General features: G+C 58.3%; 22 protein-coding genes and 1 pseudogene. 15 read left to right on the forward strand and 8 right to left on the reverse strand.

What is annotated here, in order from left to right:
• Nucleotide 1: 1 nt before the first annotated feature.
• Nucleotides 2–1,075 carry an efflux RND transporter periplasmic adaptor subunit gene (locus tag FS819_RS03620; RefSeq protein ID WP_234624868.1) on the reverse strand — a complete coding sequence of 358 codons (1,074 nt, stop codon included), beginning with the start codon at nt 1,073–1,075 and terminating at the stop codon, nt 2–4.
• Nucleotides 1,076–1,254: 179 nt separating this feature from the next.
• On the opposite strand from FS819_RS03620, the gene FS819_RS03625 reads away from it, so the two are divergent.
• Entirely contained in the window at nt 1,255–1,890 is a 636-nt protein-coding gene (locus tag FS819_RS03625) for a TetR/AcrR family transcriptional regulator (RefSeq protein ID WP_234624869.1), read from the forward strand.
• A gap of 58 nt (nt 1,891–1,948) precedes the next feature.
• Nucleotides 1,949–2,305, forward strand: coding sequence for a DUF1491 family protein (locus tag FS819_RS03630; protein ID WP_156550520.1), 357 nt, complete (start codon nt 1,949–1,951; stop codon nt 2,303–2,305).
• A 115-nt stretch (nt 2,306–2,420) separates the two neighbouring features.
• Here the strand turns inward: FS819_RS03630 and FS819_RS03635 are convergent, their stop codons facing one another.
• Nucleotides 2,421–3,518: a DUF2336 domain-containing protein gene (locus FS819_RS03635; RefSeq protein WP_234624870.1), complete on the reverse strand. Its 1,098-nt coding sequence runs from the start codon at nt 3,516–3,518 to the stop codon at nt 2,421–2,423.
• A gap of 363 nt (nt 3,519–3,881) precedes the next feature.
• Here FS819_RS03635 and FS819_RS03640 point away from each other — a divergent pair, with 363 nt between their 5' ends.
• Entirely contained in the window at nt 3,882–4,070 is a 189-nt protein-coding gene (locus tag FS819_RS03640; protein ID WP_197434224.1) for a hypothetical protein, read from the forward strand.
• Nucleotides 4,071–4,712: 642 nt separating this feature from the next.
• Entirely contained in the window at nt 4,713–5,138 is a 426-nt protein-coding gene (locus FS819_RS03645; RefSeq protein ID WP_156550522.1) for an exopolysaccharide production repressor protein, read from the forward strand.
• A gap of 142 nt (nt 5,139–5,280) precedes the next feature.
• Here the strand turns inward: FS819_RS03645 and FS819_RS03650 are convergent, their stop codons facing one another.
• The 4 genes from FS819_RS03650 to FS819_RS03665 all read right to left on the reverse strand — a co-directional run bounded on the left by FS819_RS03650 (nt 5,281) and on the right by FS819_RS03665 (nt 9,966).
• Complete coding sequence (locus FS819_RS03650; protein WP_156550523.1) at nt 5,281–6,378, reverse strand: helix-turn-helix transcriptional regulator; 1,098 nt, start codon at nt 6,376–6,378, stop codon at nt 5,281–5,283.
• A gap of 228 nt (nt 6,379–6,606) precedes the next feature.
• Nucleotides 6,607–7,158 (reverse strand): DUF1254 domain-containing protein, encoded by a 552-nt coding sequence (locus FS819_RS03655; protein WP_156550623.1) that lies wholly within the window; start codon nt 7,156–7,158, stop codon nt 6,607–6,609.
• Nucleotides 7,151–7,741: a DUF1214 domain-containing protein gene (locus tag FS819_RS03660; RefSeq protein WP_234624871.1), complete on the reverse strand. Its 591-nt coding sequence runs from the start codon at nt 7,739–7,741 to the stop codon at nt 7,151–7,153. Before FS819_RS03660 ends, FS819_RS03655 begins: the two co-directional genes overlap by 8 nt.
• 101 nt (nt 7,742–7,842) lie before the next feature.
• Nucleotides 7,843–9,966, reverse strand: coding sequence for a transglycosylase domain-containing protein (locus FS819_RS03665; RefSeq protein ID WP_156550524.1), 2,124 nt, complete (start codon nt 9,964–9,966; stop codon nt 7,843–7,845).
• Nucleotides 9,967–10,207: 241 nt separating this feature from the next.
• Here FS819_RS03665 and FS819_RS03670 point away from each other — a divergent pair, with 241 nt between their 5' ends.
• On the forward strand, nt 10,208–10,687 hold the full coding sequence (locus FS819_RS03670) for a YcgN family cysteine cluster protein (RefSeq protein WP_156550624.1): 480 nt from the start codon (nt 10,208–10,210) through the stop codon (nt 10,685–10,687).
• A gap of 155 nt (nt 10,688–10,842) precedes the next feature.
• Here FS819_RS03670 and FS819_RS03675 read toward each other — a convergent pair whose 3' ends face one another.
• Complete coding sequence (locus FS819_RS03675) at nt 10,843–11,940, reverse strand: hypothetical protein (protein ID WP_156550525.1); 1,098 nt, start codon at nt 11,938–11,940, stop codon at nt 10,843–10,845.
• Between the two features lie 220 nt (nt 11,941–12,160).
• On the opposite strand from FS819_RS03675, the pseudogene FS819_RS03680 reads away from it, so the two are divergent.
• From FS819_RS03680 to FS819_RS03700, 5 genes and pseudogenes are all read left to right on the forward strand, one after another.
• Nucleotides 12,161–12,334 (forward strand): annotated as a pseudogene (locus FS819_RS03680) (YcgN family cysteine cluster protein); the annotation flags it as partial.
• 96 nt (nt 12,335–12,430) lie between these two features.
• The gene (locus tag FS819_RS03685) at nt 12,431–13,483 is read left to right on the forward strand and encodes a hypothetical protein (RefSeq protein WP_156550527.1); all 1,053 of its coding nucleotides are present in this window, start codon (nt 12,431–12,433) and stop codon (nt 13,481–13,483) included.
• 418 nt (nt 13,484–13,901) lie between these two features.
• Nucleotides 13,902–14,333, forward strand: coding sequence for a Cu(I)-responsive transcriptional regulator (gene cueR, locus FS819_RS03690; RefSeq protein WP_156550528.1), 432 nt, complete (start codon nt 13,902–13,904; stop codon nt 14,331–14,333).
• A 795-nt stretch (nt 14,334–15,128) separates the two neighbouring features.
• A complete protein-coding gene (locus tag FS819_RS03695; protein WP_234624872.1) occupies nt 15,129–15,674 on the forward strand; it encodes a hypothetical protein in 546 nt (181 codons plus the stop codon).
• Between the two features lie 243 nt (nt 15,675–15,917).
• A complete protein-coding gene (locus FS819_RS03700; RefSeq protein ID WP_457548373.1) occupies nt 15,918–17,165 on the forward strand; it encodes a DNA-packaging protein in 1,248 nt (415 codons plus the stop codon).
• Here the strand turns inward: FS819_RS03700 and FS819_RS03705 are convergent, their stop codons facing one another.
• A complete protein-coding gene (locus FS819_RS03705; protein ID WP_174082350.1) occupies nt 17,166–17,309 on the reverse strand; it encodes a hypothetical protein in 144 nt (47 codons plus the stop codon). It abuts the gene before it with no gap.
• Between the two features lie 239 nt (nt 17,310–17,548).
• Here FS819_RS03705 and FS819_RS03710 point away from each other — a divergent pair, with 239 nt between their 5' ends.
• From FS819_RS03710 to FS819_RS03730, 5 genes are all read left to right on the forward strand, one after another.
• Complete coding sequence (locus FS819_RS03710) at nt 17,549–18,157, forward strand: glycoside hydrolase family 19 protein (RefSeq protein WP_156550529.1); 609 nt, start codon at nt 17,549–17,551, stop codon at nt 18,155–18,157.
• 388 nt (nt 18,158–18,545) lie between these two features.
• Nucleotides 18,546–19,748, forward strand: a complete 1,203-nt coding sequence (locus FS819_RS03715; protein WP_156550530.1) for a phage portal protein — start codon at nt 18,546–18,548, stop codon at nt 19,746–19,748.
• A gap of 189 nt (nt 19,749–19,937) precedes the next feature.
• A complete protein-coding gene (locus tag FS819_RS03720) occupies nt 19,938–20,255 on the forward strand; it encodes a DUF6107 family protein (RefSeq protein ID WP_156550531.1) in 318 nt (105 codons plus the stop codon).
• Nucleotides 20,256–20,292: 37 nt separating this feature from the next.
• A complete protein-coding gene (locus tag FS819_RS03725) occupies nt 20,293–20,862 on the forward strand; it encodes an HK97 family phage prohead protease (protein WP_071204575.1) in 570 nt (189 codons plus the stop codon).
• Nucleotides 20,863–20,873: 11 nt separating this feature from the next.
• The gene (locus tag FS819_RS03730; RefSeq protein ID WP_156550532.1) at nt 20,874–22,136 is read left to right on the forward strand and encodes a phage major capsid protein; all 1,263 of its coding nucleotides are present in this window, start codon (nt 20,874–20,876) and stop codon (nt 22,134–22,136) included.
• The last annotated feature ends 42 nt before the right edge of the window (nt 22,137–22,178 follow it).

The raw sequence follows: 22,178 nt of genomic DNA on the forward strand, positions 1-22,178 counted from the left end.
GTCACTTTTCCTTAAAGGCCACGACCTGGCCGTCCGTCAGAAACTTGCCGCCGTCGGTGACGATGATGTCCCCGGGCGCGACACCGGATGCCACCACGAAATCGCCGACGCGGTAGCGGGCAATGTCGATCTTGCGCAGCCTGACAGAGCTGTCGGCGGCATTGACCGCCCAGACGGCGGGCTGGCCATTGGCCGAGGCCATGGCGCTCCAGGGGAGCACGATGCCCTGCTGCGGCTGGGCGCGGAACCGTCCGACGACAGTCGTGCCGAGCGACCATTGCGTATCGGCGGGCAGGGCGACCTTGATGCGGATGGTGCCAGCGCTGGTGTCAATGGCCGGAGAGACTTCGCGGATCTTGCCGTCCTGGGGATTGGCGCGGCCGCCGATCGGCGAAACCTCGACGGTATCGGACGGCGCACCTTCCAGGAAAAACGCTTCGAACATGTCGAATACGGCATCGCGCGGTCCGTCATGGGCAAGCGTCAGGGCCGCCTGCGCCGCCGAAACCACCTGTCCCACCTCGATGCTGCGCGAGGTAATGATGCCGTCGGCATCGGCCTTCAACTCCGTATAGGTCATCGCATCCTGGGCGGTGGCCAGATTGGCCTGCGCGGTTTGCAGCGAGCCTTGAGCCGTGGCGAGATCCTCGCGGGCCTGGTCGAAGGTGGATTGGGCAATGGTGTTGGTCTGGATCAGTACCTTGTAGCGGTCGAAGGCCAATTTCTTCTGGCGCATCGTCGCCTGGGCCGATTCCAGCCCGGCCTGGGCAACGGCGATATCCGCCTTCTGCTCGGTATTGTCGAGCAGGGCCAGGACGTCGCCCGCCTTGACCCGGTCGCCGACATCGACATGCCGCTCGATCACCCGGCCTGCGGTACGGAAGGACAGGTCGGACTGCACCCGCGCCTTCACCGATCCGGAGATTTCCACCGAGGGCTGATATTGCGCGGTTTGGGCCTTGGTCACCGTGACGCTGCGCGGTGAAGACTGGCTCTCGGTCTTTTCATTGCAGCCTGCCAGACACACGGCGAGCAGGACGCAAGCCAGTCCGGATAATGTCGTTTGTAACCGCACTGTGAGGTCCCCACCATTGCATTCACGGGTCGTTGCGAGTAGATATCAATGACTGTATGGTTAGTCAATATAATTGCCGGTATGTCAGTTGCTGGTATAGGAATTGAAAGCGTAATGCCTGATGCTTTCGCTCCGGCGCCTCACGCAAGACCGCTCGCTCAAACCTCAAGGAAATGGTCATGGCAAAGCGATTGAAAACGATCAGCCGGGCCGAGCAGAAAGCGAGGCGCCCGCAGGAAATATTAGAAGCCGCGTTTGAAGAGTTTCTGGACAAAGGGTTTGCTGCAGCGCGTGTGGAAGATGTAGCTCTGCGGCTCGGCATTACAAAGGGCACAGTTTATCTTTATTTTCCGTCAAAGGAGGTCTTGTTCGAGGAGACCATCCGGCAGATGTCGCTGCCGTTGTCCCAATTGCGTGCTTCTGCTGAAATATTGGAGGGCAGCCATGCCGAACGATTGAAGCAAATGATCGGCATGGCCTATGAGATGATCGCCGGCGATTGCAAGTGTAGCGAACTCCTGCGTTTGACGGTGAGCGAGGGAACCCGCTTTCCCCATATTGTAGACAGGCATTACGACGAATTCGTTGCGCCCCTCTTGAAAACGGTCTGCACGCTAGTGGAGGGGGGCGTCGCTGCCGGCGAATTTTTGCCTGGCCCTGCCGCTTCGGCTCCCGATGTTCTGATTGGACCGATCATCCACTTCAATCTCTGGTCAATCCTGTTTGCGCAACGCAGGCCGCTTGAGCAAAAGGCGTACATGGAGGCTCATGTCGATATGGTGATGCGGACCCTGATGCGCGGCAAGGGCGAATAATCCCGACTGCCTCGATGAATGCCTTTCTTTCCGTCAATCCTGTCTATAGACAGGCGGGATGCGCCTTCGCTCCGATATTTTCGTCGCCGCCATCCTACGCCGCGTGTTTTCCGCTGGCGGCTTTGCTGCTGTGGAGCGTAAGGGCATGGACCAAGCCGGCGCCATCTTCCTGCGCCAGCGGTTTCGTGATGGCCTGGAAAGTCTTTACGCTCCCGCCCCCCAAAGCCTGATTGAAGCCGACGATGCCGAAATGTCAGGCGACCGCCGATTCGAGCGCCGCCTGGACAAGGTCGATGCCTGCGAGGTCGCGGCTTTGATGGAGCGCGAATACCGTTTCGATCCGGATCTGTGGCTGGTGGAAATCGAGATCGACCAGTTGGACGGTCTTTTGTCGCTGGTTGGCGAGGGAAGCTGAAGGGCAGTCACGCTTACTGCCGCCGAAATGGCCGCACTCCGACAAGACAGTGTCTTTAATCGCTGTCGTTTGTCTTTTCAGGAAAATCGGTTTCCACTTATCCACGGATAAAGTTTCAACGGGAAGCCGACACCGCCGCTGGCTGGATGTCGCTCTGACCGCTCTGATAGGTATAGCGGTCGGCCCTGAGCCAGGCATCGATGCGCTTTTCGCAGTCCCTGCCGTCGAGGGCGGCGATCAGTCTGGCGACGCGCGGTTCGCCCTGCTGCAATTGGCTGAGATGCGGATAGAGGCGGGTCAGTATGAAAATCATGTCGGGAATGGCCATGGCAAGGCCGGTCAGCGTCGTGGCCAGCTGCTGGCCGGAGGTATCGAGCAGGATACGCTCGGCCAGCCATCGACTTGAAGACAGGGCATCGGCCAAGGCCGTGGCAAAACTGCCTGGTGCGTTTTCACGGGCAAAACGCACCAGCAGGGCAGCCTGCACGGAGCTGAGATTGCGCCGACCCAGGCGATCACGATCCTGGCGATGAAGGTGACGATCCAGCGCCTTCAAGGTCTGGCGCAAGGCTTCCTCGCGTTGTGCCCTTGTCAGATCTTGTTTCTGTTTCTCTACACGGAGTTGATCTGGTTCCTGCGTTACCCCCTGATTTTCCACGGCATCCTCAGGGTCTATAGCGGGCACGTTTTCGGGCTCGGCAGCGGCATCCGACCTCAGGCGAATGGGGCGGGGCGGTGCTTCCATCATGTCCTGGACAATATCCTCGTTGTCCACGTGCTGGGCATGCTCGGGCAATGGGTCGATGAAGCGCAGGCCTGCCAGTGCATCGATGACGGCGGGCGACAAAGCCTCGCGGCGCACGATGGTGCGGGCGTGGTGTATGCCCTGGGTGCGGGCGATGGTGATGAGTAGTTCATCCGACAGACAGGGCGAGGCGATCAGGAATGGCGCGGCAATGGCGAGCGGCTGGCTGGCGATGAAAAATGCGACGGCTTCCGGCACATTGGGCGATTGGGACAGCGCCGCCACGGCATCGCGCCGGGCCTCTTCGGAGGAGTATTGAAACAGGGGCTGGAACAGCAGGGCAAACTGCCGGAGATCGGCCTTGCGGGGATGTTCGAGGCTTTCGAAACTGGAAACGGTGGCCATTAAAACCACGTCCTTCTTGCGGCCGATCCTCGGATTTTCCAACGCCCGAAATTGATGATCCACGACATTACCCGTCCCAACGCAATACCAATTCGGTCAAAATAGACGGTAATCGTTAGCAAGCTGTTAACCATCGACAGTGTTTAATAAGGAAACTTTGATAAAGCAGCATATCCTTGCGTGAGCGTTGCAGTGTCATCGCTTTTACTCGGAAATGTCAGCAAGGGTTCCCGGCAAAACGGGAACCTATTCAGTATAAAAGCAACTTTTCATGAGGATGGCTGTTTACCCCTCATGTCTGGAGAAAAGCGCAGAATGCCTGTCTTTGCTGCCCAAAACGGCAAGGCTGGATGTGCTGGCCCCTTTGCCGGGGCAGGATGAAATCGATCTCTTCATCCGTCTCATCTACCCCAAATGGAGACGAGCATGGCTGACATCGTGAAACTGAAAGACCGGCTGGATCAAAAGCCCGTCAACCGTACCCCCGCACCGACACAGGCCCGTATCCTGCTGTTTACTGGCGTGCGCTATACCCGCGCCGACCCCCTGCTGATCGGCGCCGCCTCGCTCACCGGCAAGCGTCCAGTGCAGGACATGCATCCCTATGAGGGGTAATACGAGGATTCGCTGGAAATGACTCTTCGTATTCCTTTTGAAAATATCTCAAGCCTCTGATGCATTTGAGATATTTTCAAGTCGAGGATGCGTGATCATCTTCGAGGCTTGGTATTAGGCCTGTGTTACCGTGATGCGGCTCTTCCACTGCGTGGAGTGAGATCAATTGGCCGTTGGCTATTGCGACCATTGAGGCAATCACATGGGGTGAATGTCATTGGCTGAGCCCGGTTGCTTTTTTATGAAGCGTTCAGTGGCAATCAGGAAATCCGGGCCGTTTTTCCAGGCATTCACCGGAATGCTCTATGGCATCCTTCACGTTAACCACTGTGCAGGAGATGCACTAATACCGCCAATTCTGTTGGGTAATTTTCTTTTTTGGAACGGACGCGCTTTAAGGGAATACGCAATAGTTGTGCAACCATAGTTTCCCAGAGATACCTATATCTGCTTTGTTTAAGTATGATCCGCAAATTTAAAATATGTATTTTATTTTGCAATTCTACCAAAGATTGTTTTGTATACGATTGTGATATTTGAGTAATAATTCCGCCTACCCCATTTGGGGGATGTTTAAAGCACCCAAAAATGGTTGATAAACGTTGTTAGGAATAAGCAACATTATTTCAAGTGGGGCGTTTGATGCATAAAGATACAGAGTCTGCGCTTGGATATAGTCACGCGGAACAGCTGGACCAGAAGAAGACAGAATTGTCTCGAAACAATCGACAGGAAGCCTACGACGAGGATTTGGCGGGCACGCCCGATCGTGACAGCATGATGTATGCGCCACGGGTGTTTGCAGGAATGGGTGTCGTCTTGCTGGGTTTTGCCATCTATAATTACCAATCGACAGGGCTCATCGCGGCCACAATCATCAGGACGGTTGTTGCGGCAATTATTCTTCAAAGCGTTTATTTCATCGCGATTGTCTATCTTGTCATGCGTCGGGTGAAGGCGCGCCTTGCCACGCTTCAAAACAGTCAAGCCTCCCGTGATGGTCGTGCACAAAAGGACCAGTGCGCAGGTCGCGACCTGACGCTTGCCGAGAGGGCGGACAATGCCTGAGACTGGTCTATGCCTGTGAGGTGTGCAGGTATGAAGGGGCTTTTCCGGGCATTGGTGATGCGGAATCAGAATGACAAAGTGCCGACGTCCTTTTAAAGCGGTTTCCAGTGTCGAAGCCGTACAAAGTAGGATGTAACGACCCTCAATCCGCTTCCAGTGAATGAAGCGAAGTCAGAGCGGCAATAAGGTCGGTTTGCCGGGCCATATCGGTTTTGGCCAGTACGGTTTTTATCTGGCTTCTGGCGGTTTCCAGCTGAATCCCAAGGGCCTGGGCGGCATCGCGCAGAGGCTCTCCATCAAGAAGCAGTTTCGTCAACCGCGCCTCGGCGCGCGTTAAATTCATCAGGGACTGGATCATCTCCGAGGTCAGGCCATTGCTACGGCTGAGGGGGACCAGAATGATGAAAAAGCTGACCGGGCTGAACAATCCGACATTCAACCGGGCGGCGGGAATGAGATAGACGACCGCCGGCGGCAGGCCCGGCTGGCCGGGGCAGGCGAATTGAGCGCCCTGCATCTCGTCCCGGCTGGCGCCATCTGCCATACCCGCGGCAAGACTGGCTTCAAAACTTGCCTGTGCTGCGGGATGGAGAAAGCGCAACTGGTCGAAGGCCGAAATGGCGTATCTTGGATTGGCTGCCTCAAACACCGTATTGCAACCCAGGATCTTGCCTTTGGCGGTAAGAGCGGCAGTTGGGAGCCGCGCCAGCTGCAATGCCCGCAGACTGTTATCGACCGCCTTGAATTCAAGCTGGGAGGCAAGGATTAGGCTGCGACGCAGGTCCCGGCCAACGCTGTTGAGAAGATCAAGATGTTTTTCTTCGATGGGACCGCTATCACGCTTTCGTTCAATCGAGATGGCAATGGTTTTCTCCTGGGGAAGATCGAAGCTGACGCCTGCGGCAAAGCCGAAGCCGCGCGGCCAGAGAAAATCCCGATAAAGTGGCTCATCACGCATCTGTTCTTGTGAAAACTGATCGACATCGCTGATGAATTTCGACTTGCTGGCACTCAGCAGCGCTTTGGTGCGGATATTGTCGGCGGTCCAGCCCTGTTTGAAAAAATCAGAATAAAGCTCGCGCACACCTGGCGTCGTGATCAAGGGCATGAGCTCGTCGGAGATATTGACAAGCAGGGCGCCTTCCGCGCCGACAAGATGCGCCAAGCGGTCCAGCGCATTTTCCCAGGCAGCCGGTTCAGCGGCCGCTTCATAAATGCAATCTATGATAGTTTCCGGCATAGCAATCTCACATATTAATATTGCTATGTTTAGCAAACATGTCTTTCTGAAGCAATGCCAGTCAATTTACTGAATAACATTATCAGATTTTAAGTCGAAAAAACAAAATAATCGAATATTTTAATTTTTTATCGCTTGGAAAAAAGAAAATTTTAGACTTAATTGAATGTTCTAAAGCAAACGTGCGCGCCAAAGTGTTTTAGCTATTTGTGCGACTGCAAAAATACTTTATGGATCTATGGCTGTCTGATCACAACCAGAGTTTGTAAGAAAAGCCTGTGCATCGGGCGCGAAGCTGGCTTGAGGCACAAGGGTGCGCAACACGGCATAGCCTTGGGTTTCCGGCATTTCCACCAATATGGTCTGGGCCAGCGCATCGGGTGCCGTGGCGCGCAGCCGGGCGAGTTGGGCCGGGGTGGCGACAATAATGTCAAGCTTGCCCTCCACGGATGTAGCGTCGTTCATACTGTAGACTTCATTGGCATTACGGTCGAAAATACCCACGGACCAAAAGGGAACGCTGCCCTCTGCTGTCAGATGCACCGGCGCCTCACTGACATCGAAAGCGCAGGCGGCGAGTTTGAGGAAGGGATCGCCATTGGCAAGCCCCGCCCGGTCCGCCCGACTGTCGAGACTATAGAATTTGAACAGCGGGCCTTCCATGGTCACGCGGGTATAGGCGTCCTTGCCGGTGAAATGCGGTAATGCCAGGATGATGACGATATGCAAAACCACGGCCCCGACCAGGCCGACAAGAAAGGCGTAGATCAGCTTACGCATCGCCGCATCCGATCTGTTCGACATGCGGCATGGTCAGTTTCACCAGACCCGAATTGCCCGCGACCGGCGTGTCCAGCAGAGTGAGGTTGAGCATCAGATCTTCGCTTCCTGCGGGAATGGCCAGCCAATTGCCGGGTGCTGCTTGCGAACCGATGGTGATCTCCATGCTGGCATCACGATTTTTCAGCGTCGTGACGGAATTCAGCGCCCCCGGCAGGTCGGGCGATACGGGCAGGGGCGTTCCATCCGGGCGGCTGGCTGAGAGCGTCCAGTAGCGGGCCATCGGCACCGTACCCGCCAGCCGGTAGCGGCAGCGTGTATTCAGCTTACGTCCGCTCATATCTGTGGTGGCAATAAAACTCAGCCCTTCGGCGCTGCCCAGCAACAACCGCCCGGCCTTGGCCCGGTGTGAGCGCGCATAAGGATCGGCATCGGCGGTCTGCGCCTGCGGAAACGCCCGCCAGCCATCAATCTCAATTTCGCCAAAGCCCACCGTGGCATTCAGTGCCATCAGCGTGGACTGGATGCCAAGCCCGAAGGCAATGGCAAGCGCAATGGCGACAAGAAGCGGAACCCGGAACACGCGCTGATTCGAACCCTGTTGATTGTTGGAGAAGCGGTAGCACTCAATTCAGGGCAGGGAAATGGCGCGCGCTTCGCTCGGCCCCATGACAAACCCTTTGTTCAATCCAGCGCCGCCCTCAGTGCCGGTGCCAGCGGCTCGGCCTCTGTGAGCATCGTGCCGATCTGGCGGAGCAGGGCGGTGGTTTCCACCGACAGTGTCCGGGGGCGGACGAATTCGGGCGGGGTGGGGGCGGATGCTGCGCCCTTTGGTTCGCCCTTGGCCGGGGCTGGGGCTTTTACGGCAATGGTTGCCGGTTCCAGCACGCCTGGAATTGGCCGGACGGCGACGCCCTGGTGGGCGTAGTCCATGATGGTCTTGAAGGTCATGGCCGGAAGTGAGCCGCCGGTCATGTTGTTGGTTGAAGTATAGTCATCATTGCCGAACCAGACGGCGGTTGTGAAATTGCCGGTAAAGCCGACGAACCAGGCATCGCGATAGGCTTGCGTCGTGCCGCTCTTGCCAGCGGTCAGAATGCCGTCCAGGGCGGCTTTGCGGCCCGTGCCGATATAGGGGACCTTGGTCAGCATCTGGTTCATGTAGTTATCGGCCTGCTCGGTCAGCACCCGGCGTGGGGCCGGTTCGTCGCGGTCGAAATCGTAGAGCACATGGCCGCGATAGTCTCTGACATCGACAATGCCGTGGCGGCGTGATTGCAGGCCACCCGATGGCAGCACGGCATAGGCTGTCGCCTGGTCCATGACGGTCACTTCCGAGGTGCCGAGCGGAATGGTGACATCTTTGCGGATCGGCGTTTCCACGCCCATGGCCTTCGCCATGCGGATGACGGAATCAACGCCCAGCCGGTCCTTGACCAGCCGCACCGGCACGGTGTTGATCGATTTGGCCAGCGCCGTCGTCAGCGTGATGCGCCCGGCATAGCTGTTGCCGTAATTATGCGGGCTCCAATTGCCCCAATTGACCGGACCATCGACAATGGTGGTCTCCGGGGTCAGGCCCGCTTCCATCGCTACCGCATAGGTATAGATTTTGAAGGAGGAGCCGGGTTGGCGCAGGCCGCGCGTGGCGCGGTTGAACTGGCTTTCGCCGTAATCGCGCCCGCCGACCATGGCGCGCACCGCGCCGCCGTTTTCCAGCGTCACGAGGGCCGCTTGCTTGACATTATACTGTTCGCCATATTCGCGCAGCGTATTGCTGACAGCGGTTTCGGCGACTTTTTGCAGGCCGGGATCGATGGTGGTGCGCACGATCAGTGAATGTTCAGGGAAGCGGGAGGCGATGCGTTGCACCTCGTCAAACGCCCAGTCGAGGAAAAAGTCCGGCGCCTCGCGCTCGGCCCGATCGACGACGGTGGCCGGATTGCGCCGGGCGGCAATCACCTGTCCCTCGCTCATGAAGCCGCTTTGTACCAGATTGCTCAACACTTCATTGGCGCGGCCACGGGCGGCGGGCAGGTTGACATGCGGCGCATATTTGGCCGGGGCCTTGAACAGACCCGCCAGCATGGCGGCTTCGGCCAGATTGACGTCGCGCACGCTTTTGCCGAAGTAGAATTGCGAGGCCGCCGCCGCCCCGAATGTACCGCCGCCCATATAGGCGCGGTCGAGATAGAGTGACAGGATTTCCTGCTTCGACAGATTGGCCTCCAGCCATAGCGACAGGAAGGCTTCCTTGATCTTGCGCTCGATGGAGCGCTCATTGGTGAGAAACAGGTTCTTGGCGAGCTGCTGGGTCAGCGTCGAGCCGCCCTGCACCACGCCGCCAGCTCGGGCGTTTTCGCTGAGTGCCCGGCCAAGGCCAATGAAATCGATGCCGAAATGGTCGAAAAACCGCCGGTCTTCGGTGGCCAGCACCGCCTTGATCAGATTGTCGGGCAGGTCTTCGAAGGGCACGGAATTTTCATGGATAATGCCGCGATGGCCGATGACATTGCCGTAGCGATCCAGAAAGGTCACGGCGAAATCGCCGCGATTGCGCCAATCCTTGACCGTTTCCTGAAAGGCGGGCATGGCCAGCGCCAGCATGACGACGGCACCGGCGGTGCCCAGGGTCATGGCTTCGCCCAGCGCCTCGAACAGCCATTTCTTCCAGCCGCGCATGCGAAACCGGCGAAAGAAGATCGTGGTTTCCTCCCAGAATTCGGCGGCCTGAAAGCCGGTATTCCACAGGGTGGAATCCAGCCAGGCGTCGAGTTTGAGAAAGATATGCCGCTTTTTCTTCTGCATGGCGGTTCCGGGGCCGAGCCTTAAGATGATCTGCTACAATATCACAGGCGGAGAGTGCCGGGGATGCTGTAGGCATATGCAACGCTTCACATGCAACGCTTGACAGGCGCCAAGCTTGCGCCCATGTCTGCGTTGATCGCGATATATCCCAGCCAATGGATCATATGCGACTTAACTTTTAACGAATCTATAAGATTGCCGCGGATTGGGTGCTCGCATCCGACCGATGGCCAAGGGCATGATGACCAGCGAACCCTATTGGAAGACCAAGCGCCTTGATGAGATGAACACTGTGGAGTGGGAATCCCTCTGCGATGGCTGTGGCCTGTGCTGTCTCAACAAGCTGGAGGACTGGGAAAGCGGTGAGGTGGTCTTCACCTCCGTCGCCTGTCGTCTGCTGGATGGGGAAAGCTGTCGGTGCAAGGACTATCCCAACCGGCAGGCCGCCGTGCCCGATTGCATCCAGCTGACGCCGGATCAGGTCGAGGACATCGCCTGGCTGCCGCCCAGTTGCGGCTACCGGCTGGTGCATGAGGGCCGCGACCTTTACTGGTGGCACCCGCTGGTCTCGGGCAATCCTGAAACCGTCCATCAGGCCGGGATTTCCGCCCGTGGTCGCACGGTCAGCGAAGAGCATGTTTCTATCGAGGAGTACGAGGATTATCTCTGCGACTGGCCGATGACGGTGCTCTTGCAGGCCGAAGAATCTGACGGCCAATAGGGACATGAAATGACGGCAGAAGCAGACGGACTTTTTTCCAAACTCGGCTGAAGCTTTCGTTTGGATTGATGCTCTCGTGGTATTATTTTGACATTTTCTACCGTTCGCAGCACCCTCAAGAGCAGCTGTCAAAAACCTTGAAGACCACTAGCAACCTAGGCTGCCGTCTTGGCTGCCACCGGTCCCGTCAGAAGTGTCAGGTCGCCATTGACGGCATAGCGGTCGAAAATGGCCATGGCTTGCCGACGAATATTTTCCGGCACCTCGGCTCCGCGGCCCGCGATGCCCTGATTGATCCGCTTGCGTTCACCGTCACGCTTGTCGGCCAGCGCCTCAGTGATTTTCTGAGCCGCCTGGCTGTCCGCTCCGGTGAAGGTGGCAATCCGATCGGCCAGAACCGCCTTGTCACCGAGGAAGTCCGTTTCGTAGCAAACCCATAGCGGCTTGACCAGATTGAGCATTTCGCATCGCTGCCAACTCAGCAGAAACTGCGCATACCAGACCGCTTGAGCCGCAACCAGCATCTCAAGCCGCTCCTCGAAGGGCAGGTGGTGGTAATTGCTTGGCAGGCCGTCATCAAAAAAAATGGTGTCGACCGGACGATTGGAAGCGCGCCAGGATTGGAACATATCATCGAGGCTGATCAGCGTGTCGAAGAAATTACGGACAGTGACGATAGGGCGGATGTTGTAAAGCGTCATCTGGCGGGCCAGATAGGGCGTGCATCGAATATGATGCTGGGCGACATAGCCACAGCCGTTCAATCCATGCCGCATAAGTGCAAGCTCATCGGTTTCCTGCGAGCGCAGATTGCCTCCCAGTGCAGAGCCGCTGCCGGGTGTGAAGCTGGGAAGTGCCAGGTTGGCCAGGGGGATATCCAGTGCCTGCACCAACGCCATCGAAATAAAAGTCGAGGCCGATTTGGGCGCGCAGGCCACCAGAACATTCGGCTGTCTGGCCCGGCTTGCCGTCAATCTCGCCCGAAATGTCAATTCGGCAAGTTGGGAAGTCGACAGCTTCAGACCCTGGGCGTCGTCATCGCTTACCGCGGGCAGAAAGAACGGATTGGCATGGCAAAGGGCCGCGGCGACTTCCAGAGCCCGGTTTGGCGGCACGGAGGATAGATAGTCCATTCCCAGGCTTAGCGCTTCGCGCGGCGCCAGGGTGGATATGTCTGCTAGCGTCTGGCCCAGCGTGTCTTCCAGGTTCGAGCCTGGCTTGTCATTCGTCCGGATGCCGACCGCATGTTCCATGCTGCAACCTGTCCTTATCCTGCTGAGTCTATCCAAACGGAGGCTTTAGCCGAATTGGAGATATCGACGCATAAACAAAAGCTTGGTGCATGAGAGCATGACCGAAGTTAATGCGTCGGTGCACCGGGGTGTGTCTGTGCCAAAGGGTTATTCGCAAGGGGCAAAAACGTTGTGGCGTAAAGCTGACTGAGGAAGCTTGCGCCAGGCAGGAGCCTGCAACCTCGTCCATGAGGGCCGCGGCCTTTACTGGTGGCATCCGCTGATTTCTGGCGACCGCGAAACCGTCCATCAGGCCGGGATTTCCGCCCGGGGACGCACGGTCAGCGAAGAGAAAGTGCCTGTCGAGGATTGTCTTTGTGACTGGCCATTGACGGTGGCCGGGGACGCGCCCTGACAATCGCCTGCAAGTTTATCCTTAGGGTAAGTCTCGTACAAGTTTTACACTATAATTTCATCTCGATTGAAACCGTTTCGGTGCAATGGAGAGCCTATGTCGAGACTTGACTGGTCGTTTGTCAAAAGCTTTGTCCGTGAAGCGGCTCCGGTGCCTGATGCGGAATGGGTATCACGGAAATTCGATGAGTTTCTCCGGCGGACCGATCCCGCCGATGCTTTTGCGATTTCGGGCGTGTTTTCGTTGGCGCATCCTTTCTATGTGCCGAAGATGAGCGATGCCGCAGCCGACAGTCTGGCGATTTCTGTGCCGGAACTTGGCGAGGCTCTGATGCGGGCACGGCTGACGGCCTCGCGCGCGCGTCAGCCGAATGTTCTGGTGGCGTGCCTGCCGAAATCGGCTTCGACCTTCATCGGGCAGAGCTTGATGAAAGTATTGAATGTGCCGATGGCGGTGCTGATGTCCTCCGCCTTGTCGCCGCAAACGCCTTTTTCCATGGGTATTACCCTGCGTGAGCAGGAAACGGACGAATTGGCGTTGATCCAATACGGCAATAATGGCCTTGGCTATGTGGCGCAGCATCATTTGCGCTGTACGCCCTATCTTTGCCAGCAGCTTGAGCTTTACAATATCCGCCCGATCGTAACCTACCGCAATGTCTATGATAGCCTGGTCAGTCTGGATGACATGATGCGCAAACAGCACCAGGAATGGGCGGCGACCCGTGACAAGGATGCGATCTATTTCAGCGATGGCCTGCCATCCAATTATTGTGAGCTGGACGATGAGACGCGCTATCTGATCCTGGTGGATCGCCAATGTGCCTGGTATCTGCAATTTTTCATGAGCTGGAAACGCTGCGAAGCGCTTGGTCTGGTCAAGCCGCTCTGGGTCTCCTACGAGGAGGATTTTCTCGGCAACAAGCAGCGTCTGGCCGAGAGGATCGCCGCCTTTGTCGGGCCGGAATTCGTCGATTCCGCAAAGCTGTCCGAGGTGTTTTCCGAGACGATAGAGGCGGGTCATGCCCGGTTCAACAAGGGTGTCAGCGGTCGGGGCAGCCAATTGCCTCAGCGTGTCAAGGATCGGATCAGGGCGAGTTTCGATCTCTATCGCGATGATTTCGATTTTTCTGAAATATTGCCCTCCTAACACCTCTGTTCCGCCGATCCTTCAGGCCGGGTGTACAGCGTGGATTTTTGCACCCTTGTACCTTATAACTATTGCACCATAGGTTGTGGTTACGCTATATAGCGATTTCGTGCATCGCTAGCTGTACTATCGTGATATCGAATTTGCCGATCGTACTTCCTGTATCGTTCCGACACGCAAGTGTATCGGAGTACGATACGCTTTCCATGAAATTGTGTGGATAAGGAGTGAATGGCAATTCGGATTGGATAATTCGCGCTCTTGCTGTCGCTCACGTAAAAATGTGTGCATCCAATGTAACTTTTTTTGGTTATTTACTTCTGCCGATATTGATAGTTAAAAGCTGGAATGCAATTTTAAAAAACGGCGCAAGCTGGATAGTTTACTATTTTTGCTTGCAACCAGGAAGGACAAGCTCATGAATATCGGAGAAGCCGCCGCAGCCTCCGGCGTTTCTGCGAAGATGATCCGCTACTATGAGGAAATCGGGCTGGTTCTTCCGGCACGGCGCACCTCAAGCAATTATCGGGTCTATGGCGAAAATGAAGTCCACCGTCTGCGCTTTGTGCGGCGGGCGCGGACCCTCGGGTTTTCCCTGGAGGAAACGGAGCGGTTGCTGGCGCTGTGGAGCGACTCTGGCCGCAAAAACGACGATGTGCGCCAGGTGGCCATGAACCACCTGCGCGAACTCGAAGACAAGATGGAAGCCATGCAGGCCATGGTCGACACGCTGAAAAACCTGGTCGATCACTGCGAGCAGGGTGAGCGCCCGGATTGCCCGATCCTGGAAAAGCTGGGCGGTGGTTCTTCCAACGACAATAGCTGCACAGTGGAAATGGAAGAGGCCTGAGCCTCGGCATATCCGATCAGGCGAAAGCGTCATCCGCCACGGCCACGTGTTTTTATATCTGCCGCTGTGTGTTTGGCTAGCGGTAGAACTCATGCGGGCAATATAGCTCGTCGTCGGACGCACCTGAACCCTGGGGGCGGGGGAATGGGGCGGGCGGCCGGTCGAAAGACCGGCCGTCAATCAAGACCTCAGTCAGCTGTATGCTGAACCAGGCAGACGTGTACGTCTCTGTTGTGCCGTTCGTGATGTCTTCATGAGGCGCGGATTCAACCGCCTGAGTCTATAAACACAGTAGTTTTAAAGAGTTACAGTGTGCTTTGGCATTGTACTAAATGCACGGTGTTATACCAAGTCTCTGACATGCTCACGCATCCTCGCCTTGAAGGCATTGCAAATATCTCCAATGCATCAGGTGCTTGAGATATTTGCAAAGGGAATACCAAGCGTCATTTTCAGTGACGCTTGGTATTAGAACCGGCAATTGTGAAATTGAACCGGATATTGTCTCACCACTCTTTTCTCATATGTTGGTTATGCGTTAAGTGAGCCTCCGATTGTGGAAGGAGGTTGTCTTTGTCGCAATTAAAAATAAGAAAAAAAACCTAAATAGGAAAATAGTCATTGACACCGTGACGGTGTTTTGATAGGTTTTGTTTACGGTCGGAAATCTGCGGCTTCGGCTCTTCCGGTTCGGTTTTACGCTCTCTTTCATATCATTACAGCGCTTCAACTCTGGTTCTGGCGGCTTGCCCATCCATCGTGATGGGAGCCTCGCCTGCCGGGAGGACATTGGTCATGGATGATTTCGATATCTCGCTTTACGGCTGTTGGCCTTTGCCTGCCCCGACCCTCCTGCGACACCAAGAGGGTTGGCTGTTGGCGCGTGACCGGCTTGAAATCAAGGCTGCCGATCTCGCTACTTTGAGCGATCATTATGCCGGGCTGCTCAATGAGCTGACGCGGGAAATGTCGGCGCAGTTCGAGCAATTCCGGCTGTTGCGCGAAGGGGCGGCGGCGCTGATGGAGGGGGGCGATGAGGCGGCGGCAAAGCTCGCCCGTGCTGATCTGAAGGCGGCGACCGAAGCGATGTCGGTGATTGTCCGCACGCTGGAAAAAATCGATGCGCTGCAACGCCAACTGGCCCGCGACCGCGAGGCCGAGGAGGAGCGGGCGGGTGAGACGGAGACCCTGGATGCCGCCCAGGCGCGGCTGTTGGCGCTGGTGGAAACCCAGGCGGAGGCCAAGGCGGGCCTGCTGTTTGAGCGGTGGAAAGCTGAAAGTCTTGCTGCAACTGGCCCCCCGGGCGCGACAAGCGACCAGCCAATTCAGACAACAGCGTGAGGGCCGCAGGTGACAGGACGTTCGGATCGGCTGTCGGCGGGCATATCGGTTGCGGCCCTTCTGGCGGCATCGCAGATCGAAAACAATGGTTTATCCGCCCTGCGCCGGGAGATGCAAAACCTGCACGATACGGTTTCGGCACTGGGGGATGAAGGATCGCTGCTGGCGCAGGCGATCAGCGCGCGACAGGGCCATAATTCTCCGGTTCTGGCTGGTCAGGCGGATGGAAATAACGGCGTTGATATGATGCAGGGGCTGGAGCTTGCGGTCTTGCAACGGCTGGCGCGCAACTGGGCCTTGCTGCGGCACCCATTGCAAGCGCCGCCCGAGGGGGCATGGCGTAACTGGTTGCTGATGGGCGGACGCGGTTCCGGCAAGACCCGTGCCGGAGCCGAATGGGTGCATGAGATCGCCTCGGCTGGCGAAAAATCCGCTGTGCGGATTGCGCTGGTGGGCGAAACCCTGGGCGATGCCCGTGAGGTGATGGTGGATGGTTTGTCCGGCATTGCCCGTATAGCCCGCCACAAACGCCCGGAGGTGGAAATTTCCCGGCGTCGGCTGGTCTGGCCGAATGGGGCGGTGGCGCAGATGTTTTCCGCCGAAGACCCGGAAAGCCTGCGCGGTCCGCAGTTCCACTATGCCTGGTGCGATGAGATCGCCAAATGGAAACATGCCGAGGAGACCTTCGACATGCTGCAATTTTCTCTGCGGCTGGGGGATGATCCACGCCAGGTGATAACAACCACGCCGCGCCCGGTGCCGATCCTCAAACGATTGCTGGCGGACCCCGGCACAAGGCTGACCCGGCTTTCCACCTTTGGCAATGCCGGTAATCTTGCTCCCGGCTTTATCGAGGCCTTGCAGGCCCGCTACGGCGGTACGCGGCTGGGCCGTCAGGAATTGAATGGCGAGCTGATTGAGGACCGGGAGGATGCGCTCTGGCGGCGCGACCGGCTGGAGCAATTGACGGTCAGGCTCAGCGAACCGCTGCATCGGATCGTCGTCGGCGTTGATCCGCCGTCCGGGGCAGGGGCGCAATCTGTCTGCGGTATCGTTGTTGCCGGTCTCGACCGTCTGGGCCGGGCGGTGGTGCTGGCTGATTGTTCGGTCACGGGAGAAAGCCCCGCCAGCTGGGCGACCGCCGTGGTGCGGGCGTTTCGCCGGTTTGAAGCGGACCGGGTGGTAGCGGAGGTCAATCAGGGCGGCGAAATGGTCGGCGCGCTGTTGAAAAGCGTCGATGCCAATCTGCCGGTGCGCATGGTGCGGGCAACCCGCGGCAAGTTTCTGCGGGCCGAGCCGGTGGCCGCTTTATATGAACAAGGCCGCGTTTTTCACGCGGCCCGTTTTACCGATCTGGAAGATCAAATGTGTGATTTCGGCCCGGAGGGCTTGTCGAGTGGCCGATCACCGGACCGGCTCGATGCGCTGGTCTGGGCCTTGACCGCGCTTTTGCTGGAAGGCGCGGGCGAGCCGCGCATTCGCACGCTGTAATTACTTGGTAGCGGGGGTAGGCTGGGGCGCAGGCTGGCGCATCTGGCGCCATTCGGATTCAAGGCGTTCAACGATATGGGCAGGAATGGTCCGGCTGGCCTCTGCGATCGTCTTGCTGATCTGGCTGCTGCTCTTGGCGTCCATCACATGTCTCCTGTGTTAACCGCCCGGCGCCCGTCATGGCGCGGCAGGGCTTGTTGCTCTGTGCCGCTCATAACCAGCGGTGGAGTGGAAAGTTCCACAAGCTTAAATATTTGTAAATATCACGTGATAGGTCCTGAACCGATTGAATTTCGTTTAACCGATTTAAATCCCAGCATTTTTTGGGTTCAATCTCACCGCGTTCAGTTGGACCCTGCCATTTTAAGGGGAATTGACAGTTTATGAACAGCACGGCTTTGCAATGGCTCTTCAACGTGATCCGCGGTGACTTATGTGGCGGGCGGCTTGGCACGGCTCAGGTACAGGGCATCAACGCCATCCTGGCGGGCTGCGCGCGCCATGGTCTGACCGACCATCGCCATATCGCCTATGTGCTGGCCACCGCCTTTCATGAAACGGTGGGTCGCTTTCAGCCCCTGCGGGAAACGCTGGCGAAAACCGATGCCGAGGCTATCGACCGGCTGGAACGCGCCTATGCGGCGGGCCGTTTGCCGCAGGTGACCGCGCCTTATTGGCGGCTGGACGAGGCCGGGCGCAGCTGGTTTGGCCGAGGCTTTGTGCAACTCACTCATCAGCGCAATTATCAGGCGCTGTCGGCGGCGTTGGGCGTCGATCTTGTCGCCGATCCGGCCCGCGCCCTGCATCTGGCGACCGCGGCGGATATTCTGGTGGTCGGTATGCGCGAGGGGTTGTTTTCGGGCGTTAGGCTTGGCGATGTGTTTACCGCCACGGCAAGCGATTGGGTCGGCGCGCGGCGCATTGTCAACGGGCAGGACCGGGCCGACTTGGTGGCCGGGTATGGGCGGGTGATTTTGGCGGGGTTGGGGTGAGTGCGGTCTTCGTTGGTATTCGGGGCATGCCCCTCACCTGAAAAATCTATGACTTAGCAACGCTAAGATACTGATGAGCCTTCGCGCGGCGTCGCGCTCAGGCCTTCGTTCACTGAAATCGACTTTATCGATTTCTGGCCTTCGGCCACCGTTGCCCAGCCTCTCCTGCTAGGGGAGAGGCTGGGCAACGAGATCGCGGTAAGCTCGCATCTCCCCTAGCCTGGGAAGAATGGAATTTCAGCATCTTATAGGACGGTACGAAGATGCGGGCGGCATTCTCGCCCTGAAAGAACGTCCAATATTCGTTCGCCGTATTCCTGACTGACACTCATCGCCCAAGCTGCCGAATGTATTCCGGCGCGAATATCCCATTTTCTAGGAGAACATCATGCTGTCTTCCTTTCGCCTGCCGTTTTGGCGGGCCAATCGTGCTGCCGTGTCGTCGGCGACGCCAACACAGACAAAAGCGGCGATACGACCCCGGGCGGGGTTGGAAATGCTGCTCTCCACCGGTGCGGGGCGAGGCACGGGGCGGTCTTATGCGGCATTGTCACGCGCGGGCTTTCTCGGCAATCCGGTGGCGCATCGGGCGGTGCGGCTGGTGTCGGAGGCGGCGGCGGCTGTGCCGCTTCTGCTTTATCAGGGCCTGCCGCAGGACGGGGCCGGGGAGTTGAGCGAGCATCCGGCGCTGGCGCTTCTGGCCCGGCCCAACGGGCGGGCGACGGGGGCGGATTTTTTCGAAATGCTCTATGGCCATCTGCTGCTATCGGGCAATGCCTATCTGGAGCCGCTCTGGCTTGGCGGGCGGCTGATGGAACTGCATCTGTTGCGGCCCGACCGGGTCAGCGTCGTCGAGGGGGCCGATGGCTGGCCGGTCGCCTATGATTATCGCGCCGCCGGGGTGACGCGGCGTTTGGCTGCTGAAGGCGAGCCGCAGCCGATCCTGCATTTCAAGCTGTTTCATCCGCTTGATGACATCAGCGGCTATGCCCCCTTGGCGTCCGCCCATAATGCGCTGGACCTGCACAATGCCGCCGCGACCTGGAACAAGGCGTTGCTCGACAATTCCGCCCGACCCTCCGGGGCGCTGGTCTATCAGCCCAAGGAGGGTGGCAACCTGCCGCCGGAGCAATATCAGCGGCTGAAGGACGAGCTGGAACAGGGCTATTCCGGGCCAATGCAGGCAGGCCGCCCGATGCTGCTGGAGGGCGGGCTGGACTGGAAGGCGATGAGCCTGACTCCCCGCGACATGGATTTTACCGATGCCCGCAATGGCGCGGCCCGCGATATTGCGCTCTCGCTCGGCGTGCCGCCAATGCTGCTGGGCATTCCCGGCGACAATACCTATGCCAATTATCAGGAGGCCAACCGCGCCTTCTACCGGCTGACGGTGCTGCCGCTGATCCGCCGCACTGCCGCCAGCCTGTCGGGGTTTCTGTCCGATGGGTTTGGCGAGGTCTTGTGCCTGAAGCCTGATCTCGATCAGGTCGAGGGCCTGTCCAGCGAGCGTGACGCGCTGTGGTCACGGGTAGGCTCTGCCAGCTTCCTCACCGACGAGGAAAAGCGCCAGGCGGTTGGGTATGACGCGTAAAGCCTGGAAGTTTCAAGAGGTTGATGCCTGATCCGGACTCTGTTGCGCAGGAGGGTGATTCAGAGTGTCAACGTCCGCACCCTGTTTGCGAGCAGACGCGCCTAAGCGATTCTAAATATTAGAATGCTCGGATAAATCAGGGCGGATTGGTGTCCGTTTCCACAATCATAAGACGAAAAGATTAATAAAATGACCGATTTTACACCCGACACGCCCTTATGGGGTGCGCGGCTGGCGGGCGCATTGGCGGGGTCCGCTATCTCGCTGGTCTATCTTCTACCAAGAGGCCGACGCGAGGCGGCTAGCCGGTTTTTCACCGGGCTGGCCATCGGGCTGATCTTCGGCGGCGCCACCGGCCAATGGCTGGCCCGCAAGCTGGACATTCTGCAAAGCCTGTCCGGTGCCGAAATCATGCTGGCGGGGGCGACATTTGCCAGCCTTTCGGCCTGGTGGGCGCTGGGCGCGCTGGCGCGACTGGCGGGCAGATACGGCTCCAAGGGCGGCTGAGCCAGCCTCACAATTTAAACCATTGAAGGAGAAATTCATGCACGCTTATCGCGGGCCAGGAAAGCTGGTGCGCAAATTTGCCGATCTGACCCTGTCGGATCTCAGCGGTGACGGCACGTTCAGCGGCTATGCCAGCGTGTTCGGCGAGGTGGATCTGGGGCGCGATGTGATCGAGCCGGGAGCGTTCCGCACCAGTTTGCAGGGGCGCGGCGCAGGCGGCATCCGCATGCTGTACCAGCACGATCCCAACCAGCCGATTGGCAGCTGGACGCTGCTGAAGGAAGACGCGCGTGGCCTTTATGTCGAGGGACGGCTTTCCCCCGGTGTCAAGCGTGCCGAGGAGGTGCGCGCCCTGATGAAATCGGGCGCGCTGGACGGGCTGTCGATCGGTTTCCAGACGGTGAAATCCCGTCAGGACGCCAAGACCGGCATTCGCCGTATTCTGGAGGCCGATCTCTGGGAAATTTCCGTCGTCACCTTTCCCATGGCCCCCTCGGCCAGAGTTTCCAATGTCAAGCATCAGCGGTTTTACCGCGACAAGGATACCGAGCTGATCCGGGCGATGCGCCGGGCAGCCCGGACGATGGCCAACAGCAATTTCAAATAAAGGATGGATTTATGAGCGATCATCAGATGACTGCCCCCGAAATCAAGGCGATCCCGGAAACCATGGCCGCCGCTTTCGACGATTTCATGGAAGCCTTCGAAGGCTTCAAACAGGCCAATGACCAGCGGCTTGGCGAAATCGAGCAGAAGCTGACCGCCGATGTCGTCACCCGCGATAAGGTGGAGCGGATCAACAAGGCGATGGACGAGCAATCCCGGCTGCTGGACCAGCTGGCGCTGAAAAATCTGCGTCCGGCGCTGGGATCGAACGGCAATCGCGGTGGTTCCTCTAGCCTTGACATGACGGAGCGCAAGGCGGCTTTCGAGGCCTATATCCGGCGCGGCGATGAGACGGCGCTGCGCGATCTTGACGCCAAATCCATGGCGATTGGGTCGGATGCGGATGGCGGTTATCTGGTCACCGACGAGACCGATAGCGAGATTGGCCGCAGGCTGGCCTCCATCTCGCCGATCCGGCAATTGGCCAGCGTCCGGCAGGTCTCGGGCGCGGTGCTGAAAAAGCCGTTTGCCCCGACGGGCATGGCCTCCGGCTGGGTGGCCGAAACCACGGCCCGCACCCAGACCGATACGCCGCAGCTGACGGAACTTAGCTTTCCGACCATGGAGATTTACGCCATGCCCGCCGCCACCCAGTCGCTGCTGGACGATGCGGCTGTTGATGTCGAGGCCTGGATTGCTGGTGAGGTGGACATCGCCTTTGCCGAACAGGAAGGGGCGGCCTTTGTGGCGGGCGATGGTGTCAACAAGCCAAAGGGCTTTCTGGCCTATGAGACGGTGGCCGACAGCGCCTGGGCCTGGGGTAAGATCGGCTTCAAGGCGACCGGCGCTGCCGGTGGCTTTGCCGCAAGCGGGCCGTCCGATGTGCTGCTCGACACCATCTATGCGTTGAAGGCTGGGCATCGCCAGAACGGCACGTTTGTGATGAACCGCAAGACCCAGGGCGAGATCCGCAAGTTCAAGGATGCCGACGGCAATTATCTCTGGCTGCCGCCCGCAGGCCCCGGCCTTGAGGCCTCACTGATGGGCTTTCCGATTGCCGAGGCCGAGGACATGCCCGATATCGCCGCCAACGCCTTTTCCATCGCCTTTGGTGATTTCAAGGCCGGGTATCTGGTGGTTGACCGGATGGGCGTGCGGGTGCTGCGCGATCCCTATTCGGCCAAGCCCTATGTGCTGTTCTACACCACCAAGCGGGTTGGCGGTGGAATGCAGAATTTTGAAGCGCTAAAGCTGATCAAGTTTGCTGCCGCTTGACAGCCCGCGCATGAATACCCGCTGACGGGCTGCAAATGGCGA

Origin of the sequence: Allorhizobium sp. Av2 (assembly GCF_021462805.2) — a bacterium.
GTDB classification, from domain to species: Bacteria; Pseudomonadota; Alphaproteobacteria; order Rhizobiales; family Rhizobiaceae; genus Allorhizobium; species Allorhizobium vitis_G.